Here is a 19840-nt window from a genome sequence, read left to right as displayed (position 1 = left end):
TCGCCATGGCATGGGCATTCCATGCGCTCCCGCTGACGTTTGCCCACCTTTGGCGGTGAGTCTCCGCCTGACCGGTAAGGAGTCTCCTCAGGTGCGGTGCATCCGGTCCCGGGGGGTGAGCAGGGTGAACGCGTGGCACAACTGCTCGATCAGGACCCGCCTGACCGTGGTGGCCGGCACCGTCATGGCGCTGATCTGCACCGCCGTCGCGGCGTTGGTCCTGGTGGCGGTGCGGGAGGCCGCCATCGAGTACCGGACGAAGCAGCTCGTCGCCCACGCGGTGAACGTGGCCAAGCAGGTACGCGGCGGGGTATCCCCCCACCTGGCGGCGGGCCGGTCAGGCACGGCGGTTCAGCTGTTCGATCAGGTCGGGACGATTGTCGCCGCCACCCCGGATATGGCGGGCAAGCCGCCGATGACGAACCTGCAGCCCGACGTCGACGCCTTCGCGACCGAGAGGCGGTGCGGCGGCCCGGTGTTCCCCGGGCGGTGCAAGATCATTATCGAGTATCCCTTCCATCGGGACAACGGCGTCTGGCGGCTCGACATGGCCGTCGCCGACGTCCCCTGGTATGTGGGCCCTCGGCTGCTGATCCCGCTCGCCGTCGGCTGGCTCCTGCTCGTCGGGGTCGTCGCAGTGGGCACCTACCGGACCGTCGGCAAGACCCTGGAGCCGGTGCGTGCCATCAGCGGCAAGCTCGCCCAGATCACCGCGAGCGACCTCGGCCACAGGGTGCCGGTACCGAAGTACCGAGACGAGCTCCGAGACCTCGCCGAGATCGCGAACCGGACCCTGGACCGGGCCCAGTCGGCGGTCGAACAGCAACTCCGATTCGCCTCCGACGCCTCCCACGACCTGCGTAGCCCGCTGACCGCCATACGCGCGCAGATCGAGGAAGCGCTCATGTACCCGGATGAGACCGACTGGCCGCGAATGGCGAACACGCTGCTGGACAGCGTGGAGCGCCTGCAGGACCTGATCACCGACCTGCTGCAGATCGCGCGGCTGGACGCGGGCGTCAGCGGCCGGCACGAAGTGATCAGCCTGACCGGCCTGGTGGTGTGCGAGCTGGACCGGCGGCCGCGCAGGGTCGCGGTGCTCCGCCACCTCACCCCCGGCGTGATGGTCGACGGGGAGCGGATCGGATTGGCCCGGCTGCTGAACAACCTGCTCGACAACGCCGAACGGCACGCCGACTCCGCCATCACCGTCACGCTCACCCTGGAGGCGGGCGTGGCGGTGCTGGAGGTCTGTGACGACGGCGAGGGCGTCGCCCCCGACCAGCGCGAGGTCGTCTTCCAGCGGTTCGCCCGTCTGGAGGCATCCCGCCGGCGAGACGCCGGCGGCACCGGGCTCGGCCTGCCGATCGCCCGGCAGATCGCCGAAGCCCACGGTGGCACCCTCACCATCGAAGACAGCCCCCGCGGCGCACGGTTCGTGCTGCGCGTACCCGGCCGGGCGGGGCCTCCCGCAGACGACGCGCCCGCCGTGTCATCTCCTTCGGGATCGTAAGACGGCGATCACGAGAAGGATGACGACGGCCAGGAATACCAGCAGCCCGATCAGCACCGCGGCATGGCCGTAGCGCGGCGGGTGCGCCTGCGTGGTGACGAGGTGGGTCGCGGGGGCTACGCCGACGACGGACGCGAGCAGAGCCGGACGGAATCGGTACCACGAGATGGTCGTCATCACCGCCCCCTAACTCGTCGTGGCGACGGGGCCGGGAGCGTTCGCGGCCTGATCGTCGGCGGTGTACCAGTCGACAGCGTGAATGCCGGGCTCAAGGGACAGCCGGGCGATCAGGTGCTCCAGATGTGTGGCGGCATTCCCGTCGAGGAGCAGGTGAGCGGTCAATCGGGTGTCGCCACCCGGATCGGCGCGGGTGGTGTTGATGCCGCACAAGATCACTTCACCGCCGGACGTGTACTGGACCAGCAGCGCGCGGACATGCTGTTCGTCCCGGGACCGGCAGATCAGACGCAGCAGGTAAGGGTGGAGATCCTCGTCCGTGCCCGGGGTCTCGTGGTCGATGAGCCGTCCCAGGGGGCGGCCCAGAAGGTGGACCGCCACGACGGCCACGGTGGCGATGGCGGTGAAGGCGAAGTAGCCGGAGGCGGCCAGCACGCCGACCGCGGCCGAGCACCACAGGGTGGCGGCGGTGTTGAGACCACGGATGTTGAACCCGTCCCGGAGGATCACCCCGGCGCCGAGGAAGCCGATGCCGGACACCACATAGGAGGCGACCCGGGTGGGGCCGGCCAGGTCGCCCACCGCGGTGGAGTAGAGGACGAACAGGGTCGCGCCGGTGGCGACCAGCGCGTTGGTGCGCAGGCCGGCCATCCGGGCCCGCCATTGCCGCTCGAGACCGATCAGTGCGCCGCAGCCCGTCCCGACGGCCAGGCGCAGTACGAACTCGGTGGTGGTCAGCGCGTGCATGGTCTCGCGCTCCTCTCCGTCATGGGCGGCCGGGTCGCTCACGCCGTTCCGGGGGCCGGCTCGTTCGTCGGATGTCGCGGACGTGCGCGAGCGTCTCGCAGCGACGCGGAGGTCAGTGACCGAGCGCCATCTGGACGATCTTGACGATGACGAGCACCGTGGCGACGGTCAGGTAGAGGCGCAATACGGCCATGCCCAGCCGGCGTGTCGTGGACAGGACGGGTCGGCCGATCTCGGCCGTCGGCGGCGTCCGCCAGTCGTCCCTGCCGGTACGGTCGACAGGCTCGGCGGCGGATCGGCGTCGGCGCGCGAGGGCGTACGCCGTCGCGGCCGCGCCGGTGGCGCCGCATCCGCCCATGATCATCAGGATCTGGGCCACGCCGATGCCCGGGAACAGGACGGCGGCGGTGAGGATCACCGACAGGGTGACCAGGACGCCGACGACCAGCGAGGTGAACAGGTTGGTGGCCCGGCCGTTCACCCATGGCCCGAGGATCTGCCGGTCGTTGCACAGCAGCAGCAGGAACACCGACGCGCTCGGGAGGAGTACTCCCGCCAGCGCCTGCACGCCCTCGGTGAGCAGGCCGAGAGGTGAGCCGGGGATCAGCACGACGGTGGCCGCGGCCGAGATCAGGCCGGCGTACACGGCGTAGAAGCCCTTGGCCTGCCTGAGCCCGCGGTGCAGCGAGTGGTTGAGGCTGAGGACGTCCCCGATGGCGTAGGCGGTGGACAGGGAGACCGCGAAGGCGCCGATGACGCAGGCGTCCAGCAGCGCGACGGCGAACAGCGCGCCGGCGGCCCGGCCCGCGTACGCCTCAAGGCCGTGGGCGATGCCGGCGGAGTCGGTGAAGTTCCCGGCGGCGCCCGTACCGGCGAAAGCGGCGGCGGTGAAGCCCATCATGGCGGCCGCGCCGATGATCACTACGAGGATGCCGATCCACAGGTCGGCCTTCTCGTACGCGATGAAGCGTGGGGTGATGCGCTTGTCGATGACGTAGGACTGCTGGAAGAACAGCTGCCAGGGGGCGACGGTCGTGCCGACGACGCCGATGACGAGCAGCATCAGCGTGCCCATGCCTCCGGGGCCCTCGGGCAGCGAGGGGACCAGGAATCCGCGGGCCACCTCGGAGGCAGCCGGATGCGCCATGACGTACACGGGCACGAGGAGCAGGGACGCCCCGCACAACGCGACGGCGATCCGCTCGAAGCGGCGGAACGACCCGGTGGAGGCGGCGGCCATGATGACCAGTCCCGCGAGGATGACCGAAGGGATCTTCGGCAGGCCCAGATAGCCGGCGGCCAGCGTGATGCCGATGAACTCGGTGACCAGAGTGAGGGCGTTGAGGAGGAACAGGTCGATGACGCTGAACGTGCCCCAGAATCGGCCGAAGCGTTCCAGGATGAGGCGGGCGTGGCCGACGCCGGTGACGGCGCCAAGGCGGAGCACCATCTCCTGGTTGACGTACAGCACCGGCACCAGCAGCAGCAGCGTCCACAGCAGGGCGGTGCCGTAGTTCTGGCCGGCCTGCCCGTACGTGGCGAACGCGCCGGCGTCGTTGTCGCCGACCATCACGATCAGGCCAGGACCGATGATCGCCAGCAGCGTCTTGAACTTGGCGGACAGGCCCAGGGGCGCGGTCGCGCCGTGCCTGATGGTGCCGAGGGCGCCGTGGATGTCGCCGGCGTGGGCGTTGTCCATAGCCGTGCCGCGACGGTCGGCGGTGATCCCCCCGCCGGTCGCGGTGAAGTCAGTGGAGGCCATGGTGAACCCCTCTCAGCCCGGAGCGGGCTGCCGGGGGCATGCGTTCAGCCGTCGTCCCCGCGCGTGCCGCCCGCCGTACGGGGCGGAACGGCGGGAACGGGCGAAGCCGGTTACCGCATGCCGGAGGCAGATGAGGACACGCGAGTCTTGGGCCGACTTCGGCCCCGCCTACTTTCAGACACGTCCTCACCTCCGTCCGGCCAGGCACCGCGGATCCCCGCGGCGTCGCATCCAAGACGGGGCTCGCCTCGCGACAGGCGGCGCACCCCACATCTCGTAAGAGCTTCGGCACTGCCCGGCGTATGCCCGCGGAACTCGCGGGAAGCCACCTGGCCTCACCCCTTAGGCCGGGGAGAGGTGTCCTGACCCTGGGCGTCTCTCGACGTCGTGGGGTCAGTGGCCTATATCCGGACAGACGCCTCACCTAACGAGGTGCCTACCTGTCAGCGTAGGCCGCACTCGGCGGAGACGACAACCACAGAGACTGTCCTGACCTGCGATCACGGGGAGGAGAGGAGGTCTCCGCGATCAGCCGGCCGCCCGCTGGAGCTGATGCGGCATCTCCCAGCCCTCGGCGAGCCTCGACGGATGCACGTTCTGCCCGCCTCCGAAGAACTCGCAGAACTTCATGATGAGCGGATCCCACTTCAGCGGGTCCACGTAGTGCGTCCCAGGGATGATCAACTCCTCGTCGACATGGGCGCGGACCACTCTGACCTGGAAGGCCGAAATACAGCACCTTCAGCTCGGAGATCTTGTGCATGCGCCCTTACCTTCGCTTCCGTGGTGGCGTCGAAACACGACGACTCTCACAGCTTCGCGACGGTTAATACTGGCGGAAATCGGACGGCGTTTCGCCGAGACAAAGGGGCCCACTCCGCGGCAAGAGATCGAAGCCGTGAACTGCCGCGAATCTCGGCCGCCCGGAGCGGACATCGCCCATGCCGGGCGGGAAGACACCGACGCGCGGTAAATCGCCGACGCCCCGAGGGGAAAACGGAAGCGTCGAGACGGGAATTCTTACGGGCCGTATTTCGATGAGGGAGTCGGTGTACGGGCATTCACCCCTGTGAGGTGGAGGCCCGCTGCCGGGGCCTCCACCTGCTTCTCCGGGCTGATCACTCGAGGGCGTCGGGACCGCTGTCTTCACCATGTCCGTCGGCCGGTCGGCCGTCCCGGATGGACGGCGCGCGCCACATCGGATACATGACCGGACCACCGGGCAGCCGGAGCAGCTCCGGCATGTCCACGTAGCCGTGCCGGAGATAGAGCCGGCGGCTCGCCTCGCTGCTGGCCTCCAGGTAGGCCGGCATCCCTTGGGCGTCGAGCCGCCGGTGGTGCTCCTCCAGGAGCAGGCTGCCGAGGCCGCGGCCGGTTCGCCCTCGTACCAGGGCGATGAACGCCAGGTAGTGGTGCGGTTCGTGCGGGTGGAGCTTGTCCATCAGCTGGCCGAGGATGCCGTAGCGTTCGGCGTGTTCCCCGGCGAATGCGGCGATCGCCTCCTCCTGGCCGGGGATCTCGGGGAACGGCGCGGTGAACCAGACCGCGACCCCGGCGAGCTCGCCCGACTCGTGGACCCCGTAGATGTCGCCGTGGTCGAGCGCGTGCGCCGTCTGCATGGTGAAGAACCGCCGCTGGATCGGCAGCCGGTCCCGCACCGGCGGGATGAGCCACCTGGTGATCTCGTCGCGGCTGAAGATGTCGGCGATGATCTCGCCGGCCACGGTGGCGTCGGTCATCCGGGTGATCTCGGCCGTCACTTGGAGCCTCCGCTGACGGCCTGCGCGCCCAGGCCGATGTTGGCGTACACCTCCGGCCTGGTCGCCTTCAGCACGCGCGCCCACGCGACGCCAAGGATGATCGCGACGACGTAGATGCCGGGCAGGATCCAGCGGATGGCCGCGTCGGGCGCGACGTCGAGGACCGTGTCGAAGTTGATCAGAGTCATCCCGATGATCACGCAGAGCGCCAGGGCGGCCAGGGCCGGGGCGACGCGCGTCCGCCACACCGTCTCCTCCGACGGGTTCCGGGCGAAGAACACGATCACCGAGATCGAGGTGACGGTGAGCAGGGTCAGCAGCCCGAGGCCACCGAAGGCGCCGAACGTGAAGAACAGCTTCGTCACCGGATCGAGGCCGAAGACCGCGTAGACGGTGATCACGATCAGGCCGAGCACCGTCTGCAGCACCGATCCGGCCATCGGAGCGGCGGTGCGGGCCGAGGTGCGCCCGAAGACCGAGGGAAGCACGTTCTCGCGGCCCAGGGCGAAGATGTAGCGGGCCGTGGTGTTGTGGAAGGCGATCATGCACGCCATGCTGCTGGTCACGAACAGCACGGAGCCGATCGTCGATACGGCCGAGCCCAGGTGGGCGGCCGCCTGGTTGAAGATCAGCTCGGTCCCCTGCTCGGACGCCGCCTTGACGATCCCGTCCGGCCCGGTCGGCACCGTCTGCGCCCAGGCGGAGATCGCGTACAGAACCGCGATGATCGCGATGCCCAGATAGGTCGCGAGGGGCACGGTCCTGTTGCGATCCTTGGACTCCTCGGCGAAGACGACCGACGACTCGATGCCGGCGAACCCCGCGACGACGGTGGCGAGTGCGGCACCCACGCCGGGCACGAACAGCGAACCGGGGGTGAAGCCCTCGAAGCTGATGCCGCTCGGGGCGGCGTGGAGCAGGTCACCGATATCGAACACCAGGACGACGGCGATCTCGCTGACCAGCAGGACGGAGAGGATCTTGCCGTTGACGTCCACGCGCAGCAGGCCGAGCAGGCCGGTCAGCGCCCACGCCACCAGCGCGATCACCCACCACGCTGGCGAGCCGCCGAACCAGTCGAGCAGCAGCGGCTCGGCCGCCGACCCGATGATGCCGTAGAGGCCCAGTTGCAGCGCGTTGTAGGCCAGCAGGGCCACCCACGCGGTCGCCACCCCCTGCGTCCGGCCGAGCCCTTGGGCGGCATAGGCGTAGAACGCGCCCGCGTTCACGACGTGCCTGGCCATCGTCACGTACCCGACGGCGAAAAGCGTGAAGATCGCGCCCAGCATCAGGAACGCGAACGGCACGCCGATGACGCCCGTCACCGCGTACGCCGTCGGGACCGAACCCGCGACGACCATCAGCGGCGCCGCCGCGGAGATGACGAAGAACACGACCGATGGGACACCGAGCCGGTCCTTGGCCAGTGCGGCGGAGACGGCGCTGGGCCGCTGCTCTGTGAGGGACATCCAGAACTCCGTGAGATAGGGGGTGGGGAAGAGGGGTCACCGACGGCTGATGACGGCTTCGCCGACGGCGACCTGGGTCTGAACGATGAGTTTTTGCAGCGGTGCGGAAAGCACGGCGATCGTGGCGGCCGCGAACGCGGGATCGTGCTCCCGGAGAGCCCGCTGGGCACCGCCGGTGGCGACGAAGAGCCCGAAGAGGACGCAGTCCCTGATCACGGGCGGCTTGCGCCGCTCGACGGAGAGGTTGAGGCGGGCGAGCGGCCACGCGGCCGTGTTCGTGTTCACAGGGGCCGCGGGCTGCTGTTTCAACAGGTGCCTTGCCGGTGGTTTGAGCAGCTTCGCGGCGATCATCCTGCCCGTGACGTCGGCGTAGATCGTGCGGGCGAAGAAGTGGAGCCAGGTGGCCACTGGATGTTGCGGCTCGGCGATGAGGTGGTCGAGCACGCTCTGCGTGAGCGGATCGCCGGTGGCGTCTCGGGAGGTCGCGTAGAGGCGGTCCTGGCCCGACGCGAGGTCGAGAGTGGCACGCTCGGCGAGCATCAGTTCACTGATGACCGCGCCTGCCAGCCCGAGGCTCGCGAGGCGCGGATGGAGTCGCGTACGACCCGTCACGCTGTCGTGCATGACAAAGAACAAATCGTCGGTCAGTGACGGGCTCGAATGATCACCTTCAGCCACGAACGGCGATAATATAGGCGATTTGTCAAAACTGTCATCGATGATTGTTGGCCGGATCCGGCCAATAGGGGAACAGCCGCGCCCAGCACTCCTCTTGAGTGGATATGTGCCGGGACATTCGCTTCGGTTTGCTGCATTACATAACGTTTTGAGCAAAACGAGAGTGGCCGAGGTAGCCGAACTCGTGTACGGAATTGTGTGCTGTGTACGTTTTCGCGCGGCGAACGCTCAACGACGGCGTGCCGCGTGGAGGCAGACGGCGTCGTTGAGGGCGTGGGTGTAGCCCGCGAGCTCAGCCCAAGGCTCCAGGCGCTGCCAGTCGACGACGGTGACGGGTGAGAAGAGGTGGCGTGAGAGGAGGGACTCCACTTCGGCGAGCGGGTCGATCACTTCTTCGGCCATCCGGGCAGCTTACGGCGATCTTCTGCTCCTTCGGTGGCGCCGGTCTCCATCGGTCCGGGCCTCGATGGCGCGCAGGACCGCCACCATGTCGGACTGGCCGTGCCCCAGGGCCACTGCCTCGCCGAAGAGGGCGTGGCAGACGTCCAGCAGGGGCGACGCCACGCCGGACTCCCGGGCCGCCTCGGCGATCAGCCGGTTGTTCTTCAGGACGTCCAGGGCCGCGGCCTGGACGTCGAAGTCGCGGTCCATCAGCTTGGAGGCCTTCACGCGGGACACGCTGCTCGCCATCGGACCGGCGTCGAGCACGGCCAGGAACTGTCGCTTGTCCAGTCCGTGCCGATCGGCGAAGTGGAACGCCTCGGTGAGGCCGGTGACCATGGTGATCAGAAACAGGTTCACCGAGAGTTTCATCAGCAGCGCGTTCGGGACCCTCCCGCAGTCGAACGTCTCGGCGCACATCGGCCGGAGCAGCGGGCGGACGGCCGCCACCGCCGCCTGTTCTCCGGCCAGCATCGCCACGAGTCGGCCGTCCTCCGCGGGCCCGCGCGAGCCGGATACGGGAGCTTCGACATAGCTGCCGCCGGCCGCGCGAACGTCGTCTTCGAGCCCGCGTGAATAGTCGGGCGACGTCGTCCCCATGTGGACGATCGTGCGCCGGGCGACGCACGCGCCGAAGTCCGGCGTGCCACGGCCGAGGGCCGAGTCGATCGCGGCGCCGTCGGCCAGCATGAGGATCACCACGCGGGCCCGCCTGAAGACCTCCGCGGGACTCGTCGCCACCGCGGCGCCCGCCGCGCGCAGTGGTTCGCTCCTGGCGGCGGTGCGGTTCCAGACGACGACGGCCGTACCGGACCGGGCCAGATTGAGTGCCATGGGCCGGCCCATGACACCGAGGCCGATGAAACCGACGTCCAACATCCACCGCCATCTCTGGTCGACGGTTCTTCTTTCCGGAGAGCCGCCGGGGGAGTTGCGGCCTCTGTGGAGCCGCCGACCTCGCCGACTATGACAGTCGTCATAGTAGTTTGTCTATGACAGCGGTCATAGTGGGTGCCCGCGGCCTCGAGAGCGCCGAACCCGGCGTGCCGGTCGCCTGGATCCGGAGCGTGTTCCTGGCTCTGGGCGGGGTGTCCGGCGTCGATGGGCCGGCTCGGCCTACGGGGGCCGAAAACGCGTGAGTCAGTGGGAGGTCGGCGATGGCGGTTTCCGAGAGAGGACCGCGCGAGCGGATGGTCTTCAGCGCGGCTCAGCTCATCCGGCGCGACGGGGTGACCGCGACGGGGATGCGGGACGTCGTCGCGCACGCGCGAGCGCCGCGGGGATCGCTCCAGCACTATTTCCCCGGAGGCAAGGAGCAGCTCGTCAACGAGGCCGTGGAATGGGCCGGCCGCTACGCCGGTAAGCGCGTCGCCCGGTTTCTCGGTGAGATGTCCGAGCCGTCGCCGAGCGGGCTGTTCGCGGCGATGGCGCGCCAGTGGATCGACGAGTTCCAGACGGCCGGGTTCACCGGAGGTTGCCCCGTCGCCGCGGCGACGGTGGACTGCGCGGACTCCACCGAATCCACCAGGGCCGCGGCCGCCGCCGCGTTCGACTGCTGGAACCGGCCGGTGGCCCGAGCGCTGAGGGACATGGGCGTACCGGAGCAGAGGGCCGGCTCACTCGCGACCCTCATGATCAGCGCGCTGGAGGGGGCGATCCTGATCGCCAGGTCCGAGCAGGATGTACGCGCTCTGACGACCGTGGCGGGGGAGCTCGGTCCTTTCCTGGACGGCTGGGTCTCGCGCGTCTGAGCCGACAGTGCGTGACCGGCGGGTCACCCCGAGGCGGCGGTACGGGGACAGCCTGACCGTGACGTGCCCCCACGCCCGCCCTTCGCCCCGTCGCGGCGTGTGGTCACTTGAGGCGGTCAAACACTCGGAACATTCATTGTCTTGAACTATTCGTGTTTATGGCGGTAGGTTAGGCGCCATGACCGCATCCCAGACCACCGCCGAGGAGCTGCGCAGTGTCGGCCTGCGGGTGACGGCAGCCCGCGTCGCGCTGCTCGAGACGGTCCGGGACGGTGACCACCTCGACGTCGAGGCGATCGCCTCCGGGGTGCGTGACCGCGTCGGCCATGTCTCTCTTCAAGCCGTGTACGAGGCCCTCCACGCGCTCACCGCGGCGGGACTCGTGCGGCGCATCGAACCGGCCGGCAGTCCGGCCCGGTTCGAGGGACGCGTCGGCGACAACCACCACCACGTCGTGTGCCGGTCGTGCGGCGTCGTCGCTGACGTCGACTGCGCGGTCGGCGAGGCGCCCTGCCTGACCGCGTCCGACAACCACGGCTTCTCGATCGACGAGGCCGACGTCATCTACTGGGGCCTGTGCCCCGGCTGTTCCACCACTCGCAGTTCCTGAGCACCGTGATCCGCCTAGTCCGGAAGGATTCACATGTCTGAGAACCATGATGCAATCGTCGTAGACGCGAAGACGGAGGACGGAGGTGGCTGCCCGGTCGCGCACGGGCGCGCCTCGCACCCGACTCAGGGCGGCGGCAACCACCGGTGGTGGCCGGAGCGCCTGAACCTGAAAATCCTCGCCAAGAACCCGGCCGTGGCCAACCCTCTCGGTGCGGATTTCGACTACGCCGAGGCGTTCACGTCCCTTGACCTCGCGGCCGTGAAGCGGGACATCGCGGAGGTGCTGACCACCTCGCAGGACTGGTGGCCGGCCGACTTCGGCCACTACGGCCCGCTCATCATCCGGATGGCGTGGCACAGCGCGGGCACCTACCGGATCAGCGACGGCCGCGGCGGCGCCGGAGCCGGCCAGCAGCGCTTCGCGCCCCTCAACAGCTGGCCGGACAACGCGAACCTCGACAAGGCCCGCCGCCTGCTGTGGCCGGTCAAGAAGAAGTACGGCAAGAAGCTCTCGTGGGGCGACCTCATGATCCTCTCCGGCAACGTCGCCCTGGAGTCGATGGGCTTCACGCCCTTCGGCTTCGCCGGCGGTCGTGCGGACGTCTGGGAGCCCGACGAGGACGTCTACTGGGGCCCCGAGTCCACCTGGCTCGGCGATGAGCGCTACACCGGCGACCGCGACCTCGAGAACCCCCTCGCCGCGGTCCAGATGGGCCTCATCTACGTCAACCCGGAGGGCCCGAACGGCAACCCGGACCCGATCGCCGCTGCCCGCGACATCCGTGAGACGTTCCGCCGGATGGCGATGAACGACGAGGAGACCGTCGCCCTGATCGCGGGCGGCCACACCTTCGGCAAGACCCACGGCGCGGGCCCGGCGGACAACGTCGGCCCCGACCCCGAGGCCGCCTCGATCGAGGAGCAGGGCCTGGGCTGGAGGAACACGTACGGCACCGGCAAGGGCGGCGACACGATCACCAGCGGTCTCGAGGTCACCTGGACCTCGACGCCGACGAGGTGGTCCAGCAACTTCTTCTGGAACCTGTTCGGCTACGAGTGGGAGTTGACCAAGAGCCCGGCCGGTGCGCACCAGTGGAAGCCGAAGCACGGCGCCGGTGAGGGCACGGTGCCCGACGCCCACGACCCGTCGAAGCGCCATGCGCCCTCGATGTTGACCACCGACCTCGCACTCCGGTTCGACCCGGTCTACGAGCAGATCTCGCGGCGCTTCTACGAGCACCCCGACGAGTTCGCGGACGCCTTCGCTCGCGCGTGGTTCAAGCTGACCCACCGCGACATGGGCCCGGTCGCGCGCTACCTCGGCCCGGAGGTCCCGACCGAGGTGCTGCTGTGGCAGGACCCGCTCCCGGAGCGGACGTACGAGCTCGTCGACGCCGAGGACATCGCCGCCCTCAAGGGCCAGGTCCTCGCCTCGGGCCTGTCGGTGTCCCAGCTCGTGTCCACCGCGTGGGCGTCGGCCGCGTCCTTCCGCGGCAGCGACAAGCGCGGCGGCGCCAACGGCGCGCGCGTCCGCCTCGAGCCGCAGAGCGGGTGGGAGGTCAACGACCCCGACGAGCTGGCGACGGTGCTGCGCACCCTGGAGGGGATCCAGGAGGCCTTCAACGCCACCCGGACCGGCGGCAAGCAGGTCTCGCTCGCCGACCTGATCGTGCTCGCGGGTGGCGCGGGCGTCGAGCAGGCCGCCAAGGACGCCGGCTTCGACGTCGAGGTCCCCTTCACGCCGGGCCGCGTGGACGCGTCGCTCGAGCAGACCGACGTGGAGTCGTTCGCCGCGCTCGAGCCGGTCGCCGACGGGTTCCGCAACTACGTCGGGAAGGGCAGCCGGCTGCCGGCTGAGTACCTGCTGATCGACCGGGCGAACCTGCTGACCCTGAGCGCCCCCGAGATGACGGTCCTCGTCGGTGGCCTCCGCGTCCTCGGCGCGAACTCCCAGCAGTCGCCGCTCGGCGTCTTCACCACGACCCCCGGGTCCCTGACCAACGACTTCTTCGTCAACCTGCTCGACCTGGGCACGACGTGGAAGGCGACGTCGGAGGACGCGAACACGTTCGAGGGTCGCGACGCCGCCACGGGCGAGGTCAAGTGGACCGGCAGCCGTGCCGACCTCGTCTTCGGGTCGAACTCCGAGCTGCGCGCGCTCGCGGAGGTCTACGCGAGCGACGACGCGAAGGAGAAGTTCGTGCACGACTTCGTCGCGGCGTGGGACAAGGTGATGAACCTCGACCGGTTCGACCTCGTCTGATCATGACGTCCAGGCCGGCCCGCGCCGGTCGGCCTGGACGTCCTGGCATCACCGGCGCGGGCACCCGGCTCGCGGACCGACGGAGACCGGTCAGCCGATCCCGGCGGCGAAGCGCCGGGTCCCCGGCGTCGAGAGCCTGGAGGGCGGCCGCCGCGGCAGGGGCGATCGGATCGAAGATCCCGAGCAGCGCGTGGCTGCCGCCCGCGATCAGGGTCGGGTAGTCGACGTCGCCGCCGGTGTAGAGCCGTACGCCGTCCGGCAGGCGCTCGCGCAGCCGTACCTCGCGGGCGGCGTCGAGCAGCGACACCTTGACCCCGTCCACCCGGCGCGCGTGGTCGTGGACGAGCGCGAGGAACGCGTCGGTGGCGGCGTCCAGGTCGCGCTCCGGTGTGGGCAGGACGATCGCGGTCATGCCGCGGCCCCGGGTACCCGGTACGGTCCCCGCTGGTGGCGCGTCAATGGGCGCCCCGTTCGGCTCCCGCCGCCATACGGGTGAAGGCGAGGGTCATGGGCGGTCACACTGGAGGACGTGGCGCACCCTTCTCGCCGATCTATCAAAACGTTTTAACAGAAGCGGGACGCTTCGTCGCGCACGCACGGCTTGTCGACGGGGAGCACGGAGAAGCTGCTCCCCTGGGCGTTGCGCGTGAGGGCGGACCGCCGTGCCGACACTCTGATCAGGCGATTGCGGTAGGGTCTGGCCATCCGGCGATAAGACGTTTTAATAAATCGAGGCCCGAGCGGGTCCGAGGAGGGCCGAGAAGGACAGTGGGGACCGTCAGCATCCGGGAGGTCGCCGCCCGCGCCGGCGTGTCCCCCGGGACCATCTCGAACGTGCTCAACCGGCCGGAGCGGGTGGCACCGGAGACCCGCGAGCGCGTCATGCGCGCCATCCGGGAGCTGGGCTTCGTCCGGCACGGCTCGGCCTCGACGCTGCGCGCCGGGCAGAGCCGGACCATCGGCCTGTCGGTCATCGACATCGGCAACCCCTTCTTCACCGACGTCGCCGCCGGCGTCGAGGAGGCGGCCAGCGAGCTCGGCTACGCGGTGATCCTCGGCAACTCGGCCGGCTCGCGGGACAAGGAGGAGCGCAACCTCCTCGTGCTCGCCGAGCAGCGCGTGCGCGGCGTGCTGATCACCCCGTCGGACGAGGACCCCTCCCGGCTCGACGCGCTGCGCGACCGGGGCATCAGCGTCGTCCTCGTCGACCACCCCGCGCACCGGCCGGACCAGTGCTCGGTGGCCGTGAACGACATCGCCGGCGGCCAGATGGCCGCCTCCCACCTGCTGTCCCTCGGCGCGCGCCGGATCGGCTACGTCACCGGCCCGCGCTCGATCCGGCAGTGCGTCGATCGGCGGCAGGGCGCCGAGCACGCCGTGGCCGCCGCCGGCCTGGACCCCGAAGCGGTGATCGAGGACGTCGAGGTGCCCTCGATGACGGCGCGGGCGGGGCAGCAGGCCGCCGCGTCGCTGCTGGAGTCGGGCCTGCCCGACGCGGTCTTCTGCGCCAACGACCTGCTCGCCGTGGGGTTCCTGCGCGCACTGCTGCAGGCGGGCGTGCGCGTCCCGCGCGACGTCGCGCTCATCGGTTACGACGACATCGACTTCGCCGCGGCCTCGGCCGTGTCGCTCAGCTCGGTCCGCCAGCCCACGCACCGGCTCGGCCGGATCGCGACCGAACTGCTCCTCGACGAGTGCGACCACCCCGACACCCATGTGCACCAGCAGGTCATGTTCCAGCCCGAACTCGTCGTCCGCGAGTCGACCGCGGGCGGGGCGCGGCCGGAGGAGCGGGAGAGCCCGTGAGCGTCCACGCGGCCGTGGCACCTCCCCTTCAGGGGTGATCGGTCCCGAATGGGCGCCCGGCCATCCTCGCGGGTGCCACCTTGCGGCCGGGGCTCGCCCTCGCGGGTCTCGGTTGGAGGTCGGGGACGCGGCCTGGCGGGGTGGTGCCGATCCTTACTGGCAGTCCCGGTCGGCCGGCTCGGCGGGTTCGTTCAGGCGGCGCTTGTAGTAGGCCCAGGGAGAGTCGAAGTCGGACGGGACGATGAGTTCCCACCCCTGCTCCTCCATGAGGTACCGGCGGCGGCGCGAGGGCCACCACAGCCGCCGGTGCTCCCACTTGTGGGGCGAGGCCTCGACGAGGTGGAAGAGGTAGCCGTAGTCGACGGCATGCCATCCGCGGAGGCCCTCCCTCTCCAACGCCTCCATCTCGTTGAAGGCGTGCAGTGGCGTGAGCATCCTGTGGGTGGGGGTGTCGCCCGGAACGGAGCCCTTGCGGTCGGCGGCCGAAGTGCCGAAACGCTGCTGGGCGGCCTGGCGGCTGATGCCCAGCAGCCGTCCGAGGGTCTCCCAGCTGTGCCCGGCGGTACGGGCGCCGGTGATCGACTGGCGTAGCAGCCTGCTGGTCTCCTGCGCGGCGACGCTGGACGCGGCGACCATGAGCAGGTGGGCGTCCGGGTCGTTGTCGAGCCCCTTGCGCCCCTGCTCGCACGCGGCCAGCATGGCTTCGGCGACGGCCTCCCGGATGGCGCTCGCCTGATCGTCGGTGAGGTGGCTCCCGGACGCGCTCATCGCCGGTCCCCCTCATCGTCGGCGGTGGGAGGGAGCGGCTCCAGTTCCTCCAGGCGGGCGGCGTCGGCGGCGGACACGGCCCCGTTGCGCCCGGCGGAGGCCGCCGTCACCACCCCCACGACGAAGACCGCGAACCCGACGACGACGAAGAGCAGCAACAGCACCCAGCTGTCGAGCGCGGCCTGCGCCACGAGCAGGATCCCCATCAGCGGAAGCAGGAGGGAGATGGCCGGAAGCCCGGGGAAGGGGGCACGAAAGGCGGGACGATTCATGGTGTCAATGATTCATTGACACCACCCCCATGTCAAGAATTCGTTGACACTGTCCGAGGGTCGGCGGCACCGGCCCTGACAAGATCACCCGGCGGGCTCAACCCCGGTCGGCACTGCCGGCGACCTCGCTGACGGCGTCGACGACGAGGTCCGGCTGGGCGTACTGCACGTAATGCTCGGCCGTCCCGGCCACCACGAGACGGCCGCGGGCCGACATCGCGGCGAGACCGCGGTGGTGGGCGACGACCTCTTCGGGCTGCCCCTTGGCCACGATCACCACGACAGGGAGGTCACGCCAGGCACCCGCGCGTACCGTCGCGGCGACCTGGGCCGCGCTGTCCACCGTCGACCAGCCCTCGGCGCGGGCGGCGGCCATGCTGGCCGGGCCGTAGACGACGGCCGCGTCCCTGACCGCGATCTCGGGTGCGTCCGGAGGGGCCGCGGCGGATCCGCCGAGCAGCCGGAGCAGGCCGAATCGCCCCGCGAGTTCGTAGGCCGTGAACTGGGCGGCGACCAGGGGCCGCGCGACTCGCAGCTCTCCCACGCCGCTCTCGTCCATGCTGTCGACCAGCACCAGGCCGGCGGTCTGGTCCGACCAGTGATGCGCGAACACACGCACGACGGCGCCACCGTAGGAATGCCCGACCAGCACGTACGGCCCGGCCTCCCCGGCGGCATCGAGCAGCGTGTGCAGCTCGCGCGCTTCCCGGTCGGCGGTTCGCGGCCCGGGCCCCTCCTCGCTCCACGCGTATCCGGCCCGGTCGTAGCTGCACACCCGGGTGCGCGCGGCGATCCGTGACTGGACGTCCGCCCAGCTCGCGCTGGACTCCCCGAGGCCCGCCTCCAGGATGACCGTCGGACCGCCGGTGCCGGTGCAGTACAGGTGAAGGCGATGGCCACCGACGTCGATCAGCCGCCCGCGCGGCGGATGGCGGTCCGCGTCCCCGCCGCGCGCGACCGTCTCGTATCCGAAGCCTGCCCCCGCCAGGATCGCGAACACGGCCGCGGTCCACATGATGATTCGGGGCCATCGGCGTCCCCGCTTTTCGGTCATGTCCCGCATGCTAGGAATCGCCGTCCGGCGTATGGCCATCCTCGCGGGGGATCACGACCTGCGACTGGTGGATCAGTTTCGAAGCCGCCGTACTCCCATAGTTCTCGCCTACCTGGCACCTCCTGACGTGAGACCGGGCAGCGAGGCGGGGCGGGGGACGCGGGCGCTGCCCGGGATGAGCTCATTGTGTCGGTGGGTGCTGCCAGCATGACGGGATGATCGCGACTCCTGACGACTACTCCTGGTTCTCCCGCGGGCGTTATCCCGATCTGGCGGACGCCTACTGCTTCACCTATGTCCGCGGCCTGACGCCTGAGGAACTGGTGACCCGGCTCGGCGTCCGGGTTGAAGACTGCTCTCGCATGAGGCTCGATGAGCTGACGAAGACCGCCTACTCCAGCTACGACGGGAAGAACATGTTCTTCGGTGCCGTCGCCGTCGGCGACTGGGTGCTCGTCGTCGAGGCCCTCGGCGGGCTCGGCATCACCGAAGAGATCGTCATGCCGCTGTCGGCGGGCACCCGCCTCGTCTCCCACTACTTCCTCGAGGTCAAACTGATCGACTACTTCTCCTGGATCGAAGACGGAAAGATCCGGTTCGAGTTCGTGCACCAGGAGGGCTACTCCCACTGGGTCGAAGACGGAAAGATCCGGTTCGAGTTCCCAGACCAGGAAGGCTACTCAGAGGAGATGCCGGACGAACTCGTGGAGACCATGGAACGGATCGACTCTGTCTACCCAGGGCTCACCGACCCCCACGACGGGCCGGCGTTCCTGTTGGCCGAGCGCCTCACCGGGATCACGCTGACGCCGCAGCTGCTGGAGGAGTCCACCTACCTGTGCGGAGTCGTTCCCGGACCGAGGTGAGCGGAACACACCGGCCGCGACCCGTGAGCCGGCCGCTGCCGGAGGATCACTCCGCCACTACGCCGAGGACACGACCTGGGTCGTTTCCCCTCCCTGGGCTTCGTGACGGCGGCTGATCCCTTCCGCGCCACACAACGCGGGTGAAACAAGGCTCTCCATCGCAAGCTGGCGAGCCCTCCGCCGTACCGCGGACAGGCCCGGTTCCGGGCGGAGCTTGATCGTCACCACTCATCCGATCGGGTCGGAGACCAGGCCGAGGCGACGGGCGACCTGAGCCGGATGGGTGAGCTGTGGGTAGTGCCCGGCGTCGGCGATCTCGGTCACCGGGAGGTCGACGCCTACGGCCAGCGGGTCGGCCGAGCCCACGATGATCTCGACCGGGACGCTCACCCGCTCCAGCAGCGACCGTGACGTCTCGCGTTCGGCGAAGGCCGCGCGCATCGCCGCGATCACGCGGCGCGCCACCCCGGGACGGCGCAGGTCCGCCGCGGCGCTCGCCACCTCCGGCCCTTCGGGAACGCCGAGCGTAGCGGCCAGGCGAGCGGCGGACATGCGGCGCAGCATGGGCGCGGCCAGGGCTGAGCGGGTGAGCCGCGGGGCCGGAGCCTGCAGGAACGCGGGGGCGATGAGAACAAGCGTGCTGACGCGTCCGGGATGTTCGACGGCGAAGCGGAGTGCCGGCCCGCAGGCCAGCGAGTGCGCGACCAGCGCGGGACGGGTCCGCACCGGGCGCATCAGGTCGGCGAGCCACGCGTCCATCGGCTGGGCGGTGGGAGCCGAGCGTCCCAGGCCGGGCAGGTCGGGGGCCAGGATCGGGCCGGACAGGTGAGCGGAGAGGGGCGCCCACAGGTCGGCGTTCATCGGCAGCCCGTGCAGCAGGACGTGGGCGGGGCGGTGAGCGTCTCCCACCGCCCAGGTGCGGCCGCGGAAGCCGTACGGGCTCAGCCACGGTGACGCGGCGCCGAAGCGGGTGGCCACCAGGTCGTCGGCCCACGCGCGGAGGGCGTCGGTGGCAGGAGGCATCTCCAGGCCGGCCGTTTCGGCGAGAGCGCGGGCCGAGGCCGTCGGGTAGCGGTCGGTCGACAGGAACGACAGCGTCTCGGGGTCGGCACCGGTGATCTTCCGTGGCAGGCGGCGCACGAGGCCCACGGGGATGGTACGGCGCGGCGCCCGCACGCCCATATGGTCGGCGACCGCGGCGACCAGTTCGGGCAGGCGCGGCGTCGTGTCGTCGAGCACCCAGTGGTCCTGTCCCGCGGGCGAGGTGGGGAGCTCGGCCAGGAACCGCGAGAAGTAGTCGATCGTGACGACCGGCAGGAAGACGTCGGGGCCGCCCGGAAGCGCGGGGAGCCGCCCGTTCCACAGGTCTTCGACGAGAGACGCCAGGCCGATGTGCTGGCCGGGGCCGATCACCGTACTGGGATTGGCGATGGTCAGCGGGACGTCCAGCTCGCGGGCCCGCGCGCGCACCGCGAGATCGGCCTCGGCCTTCGACGCCTCGTACGCGCCCAGCCTGGCGTAGTCCGGGCGGGCGTTGCTCACCCGGTACCCGCTGATGTGCACGAGCCGTCGCAGTTCGGGCAGCGTGGCGGCCCATTCGAGCACGTTGAGCGCCCCGGTCACGTTGGTCGCCCGCGCCTCCTCCACGCCGAGGCCGAACGCGAAGCGCGCCGCGGTGTTGTAGACGTCGCGCGCCCGGGGCAGTCCCGTGAGCGGCCGGGTGATGTCGGCGGTGACGACGGTCAGCCCGCCGGTGTCGACGCCCTGTGAGTCCAGCCAGGGGGTGAGGGTGTCGTTCCGTACGGCCGCCGCCACCCGCTGTCCCCTGCCGAGCAGTTCGGCGACGAGGGAACGGCCGATGAAACCGGTCGCCCCGAAGACGATCGCGTCCATGAACACTC

19 protein-coding genes, 1 pseudogene and 1 riboswitch are annotated in these 19840 nt (G+C 70.1%); of the genes and pseudogenes, 6 read left to right on the top strand and 14 right to left on the bottom strand.

Annotated features, from left to right (window positions below; all coding sequences use genetic code 11):
• Positions 1-115 precede the first annotated feature (115 nt).
• Complete coding sequence (locus tag AB0I59_RS06535; RefSeq protein ID WP_358130758.1) at positions 116-1513, top strand: sensor histidine kinase; 1398 nt, start codon at positions 116-118, stop codon at positions 1511-1513.
• Here the strand turns inward: AB0I59_RS06535 and AB0I59_RS06530 are convergent.
• The 9 genes from AB0I59_RS06530 to AB0I59_RS06490 all read right to left on the bottom strand — a co-directional run bounded on the left by AB0I59_RS06530 (position 1493) and on the right by AB0I59_RS06490 (position 9426).
• Positions 1493-1690: a hypothetical protein gene (locus AB0I59_RS06530; RefSeq protein WP_358130755.1), complete on the bottom strand. Its 198-nt coding sequence runs from the start codon at positions 1688-1690 to the stop codon at positions 1493-1495. The genes AB0I59_RS06535 and AB0I59_RS06530 overlap by 21 nt on opposite strands.
• A gap of 9 nt (positions 1691-1699) precedes the next feature.
• A complete protein-coding gene (locus AB0I59_RS06525) occupies positions 1700-2479 on the bottom strand; it encodes an MgtC/SapB family protein (RefSeq protein WP_358130752.1) in 780 nt (259 codons plus the stop codon).
• Positions 2480-2549: 70 nt separating this feature from the next.
• On the bottom strand, positions 2550-4199 hold the full coding sequence (locus AB0I59_RS06520; RefSeq protein WP_358130749.1) for an NRAMP family divalent metal transporter: 1650 nt from the start codon (positions 4197-4199) through the stop codon (positions 2550-2552).
• A gap of 264 nt (positions 4200-4463) precedes the next feature.
• Positions 4464-4638: riboswitch (M-box (ykoK) riboswitch) on the bottom strand.
• An 89-nt stretch (positions 4639-4727) separates the two neighbouring features.
• Positions 4728-4910: a hypothetical protein gene (locus AB0I59_RS06515; RefSeq protein WP_061252576.1), complete on the bottom strand. Its 183-nt coding sequence runs from the start codon at positions 4908-4910 to the stop codon at positions 4728-4730.
• A 407-nt stretch (positions 4911-5317) separates the two neighbouring features.
• On the bottom strand, positions 5318-5959 hold the full coding sequence (locus tag AB0I59_RS06510) for a GNAT family N-acetyltransferase (protein ID WP_358130745.1): 642 nt from the start codon (positions 5957-5959) through the stop codon (positions 5318-5320).
• Positions 5956-7428 carry an APC family permease gene (locus tag AB0I59_RS06505; RefSeq protein ID WP_061252578.1) on the bottom strand — a complete coding sequence of 491 codons (1473 nt, stop codon included), beginning with the start codon at positions 7426-7428 and terminating at the stop codon, positions 5956-5958. The genes AB0I59_RS06510 and AB0I59_RS06505 overlap by 4 nt, the downstream gene beginning before the upstream one ends.
• Positions 7429-7464: 36 nt before the next feature.
• A complete protein-coding gene (locus tag AB0I59_RS06500; protein ID WP_358130742.1) occupies positions 7465-8106 on the bottom strand; it encodes a GOLPH3/VPS74 family protein in 642 nt (213 codons plus the stop codon).
• A 228-nt stretch (positions 8107-8334) separates the two neighbouring features.
• On the bottom strand, positions 8335-8508 hold the full coding sequence (locus AB0I59_RS06495; protein WP_358130739.1) for a hypothetical protein: 174 nt from the start codon (positions 8506-8508) through the stop codon (positions 8335-8337).
• 9 nt (positions 8509-8517) lie between these two features.
• The gene (locus AB0I59_RS06490) at positions 8518-9426 is read right to left on the bottom strand and encodes an NAD(P)-dependent oxidoreductase (RefSeq protein WP_358130736.1); all 909 of its coding nucleotides are present in this window, start codon (positions 9424-9426) and stop codon (positions 8518-8520) included.
• Between the two features lie 278 nt (positions 9427-9704).
• Here AB0I59_RS06490 and AB0I59_RS06485 point away from each other — a divergent pair, with 278 nt between their 5' ends.
• The 3 genes from AB0I59_RS06485 to katG all read left to right on the top strand — a co-directional run bounded on the left by AB0I59_RS06485 (position 9705) and on the right by katG (position 13173).
• The gene (locus tag AB0I59_RS06485; protein WP_358130733.1) at positions 9705-10298 is read left to right on the top strand and encodes a TetR/AcrR family transcriptional regulator; all 594 of its coding nucleotides are present in this window, start codon (positions 9705-9707) and stop codon (positions 10296-10298) included.
• Positions 10299-10476: 178 nt separating this feature from the next.
• The gene (locus tag AB0I59_RS06480; RefSeq protein WP_061252581.1) at positions 10477-10908 is read left to right on the top strand and encodes a Fur family transcriptional regulator; all 432 of its coding nucleotides are present in this window, start codon (positions 10477-10479) and stop codon (positions 10906-10908) included.
• Positions 10909-10941: 33 nt separating this feature from the next.
• On the top strand, positions 10942-13173 hold the full coding sequence (gene katG, locus AB0I59_RS06475; protein WP_061252582.1) for a catalase/peroxidase HPI: 2232 nt from the start codon (positions 10942-10944) through the stop codon (positions 13171-13173).
• A gap of 118 nt (positions 13174-13291) precedes the next feature.
• Here katG and AB0I59_RS06470 read toward each other — a convergent pair.
• A pseudogene (locus AB0I59_RS06470) lies at positions 13292-13540 on the bottom strand (DUF993 family protein); the annotation flags it as partial.
• A 401-nt stretch (positions 13541-13941) separates the two neighbouring features.
• On the opposite strand from AB0I59_RS06470, the gene AB0I59_RS06465 reads away from it, so the two are divergent.
• Entirely contained in the window at positions 13942-14979 is a 1038-nt protein-coding gene (locus AB0I59_RS06465) for a LacI family DNA-binding transcriptional regulator (protein WP_061252584.1), read from the top strand.
• Between the two features lie 153 nt (positions 14980-15132).
• On the opposite strand, the gene AB0I59_RS06460 is transcribed toward AB0I59_RS06465, so the two are convergent.
• From AB0I59_RS06460 to AB0I59_RS06450, 3 genes are all read right to left on the bottom strand, one after another.
• Complete coding sequence (locus tag AB0I59_RS06460) at positions 15133-15747, bottom strand: hypothetical protein (protein WP_061252585.1); 615 nt, start codon at positions 15745-15747, stop codon at positions 15133-15135.
• On the bottom strand, positions 15744-16019 hold the full coding sequence (locus AB0I59_RS06455) for a hypothetical protein (RefSeq protein WP_358130728.1): 276 nt from the start codon (positions 16017-16019) through the stop codon (positions 15744-15746). The genes AB0I59_RS06460 and AB0I59_RS06455 overlap by 4 nt, the downstream gene beginning before the upstream one ends.
• Before the next feature lie 97 nt (positions 16020-16116).
• On the bottom strand, positions 16117-17073 hold the full coding sequence (locus AB0I59_RS06450; RefSeq protein ID WP_358130725.1) for an alpha/beta fold hydrolase: 957 nt from the start codon (positions 17071-17073) through the stop codon (positions 16117-16119).
• A 215-nt stretch (positions 17074-17288) separates the two neighbouring features.
• Between AB0I59_RS06450 and AB0I59_RS06445 the strand changes: the two genes are divergently transcribed.
• Complete coding sequence (locus tag AB0I59_RS06445; RefSeq protein ID WP_061252588.1) at positions 17289-17939, top strand: DUF6461 domain-containing protein; 651 nt, start codon at positions 17289-17291, stop codon at positions 17937-17939.
• Positions 17940-18167: 228 nt separating this feature from the next.
• Here AB0I59_RS06445 and AB0I59_RS06440 read toward each other — a convergent pair whose 3' ends face one another.
• Complete coding sequence (locus tag AB0I59_RS06440) at positions 18168-19832, bottom strand: alpha/beta fold hydrolase (RefSeq protein WP_358130722.1); 1665 nt, start codon at positions 19830-19832, stop codon at positions 18168-18170.
• Between the last annotated feature and the right edge of the window lie 8 nt (positions 19833-19840).

It is taken from the genome of Microtetraspora glauca, from assembly GCF_040656155.1.
Taxonomy (GTDB): Bacteria; Actinomycetota; Actinomycetes; order Streptosporangiales; family Streptosporangiaceae; genus Microtetraspora; species Microtetraspora glauca.
Note: the sequence above shows the minus strand (reverse complement) of the source record. Positions and strands in the feature narration are given on the sequence as shown.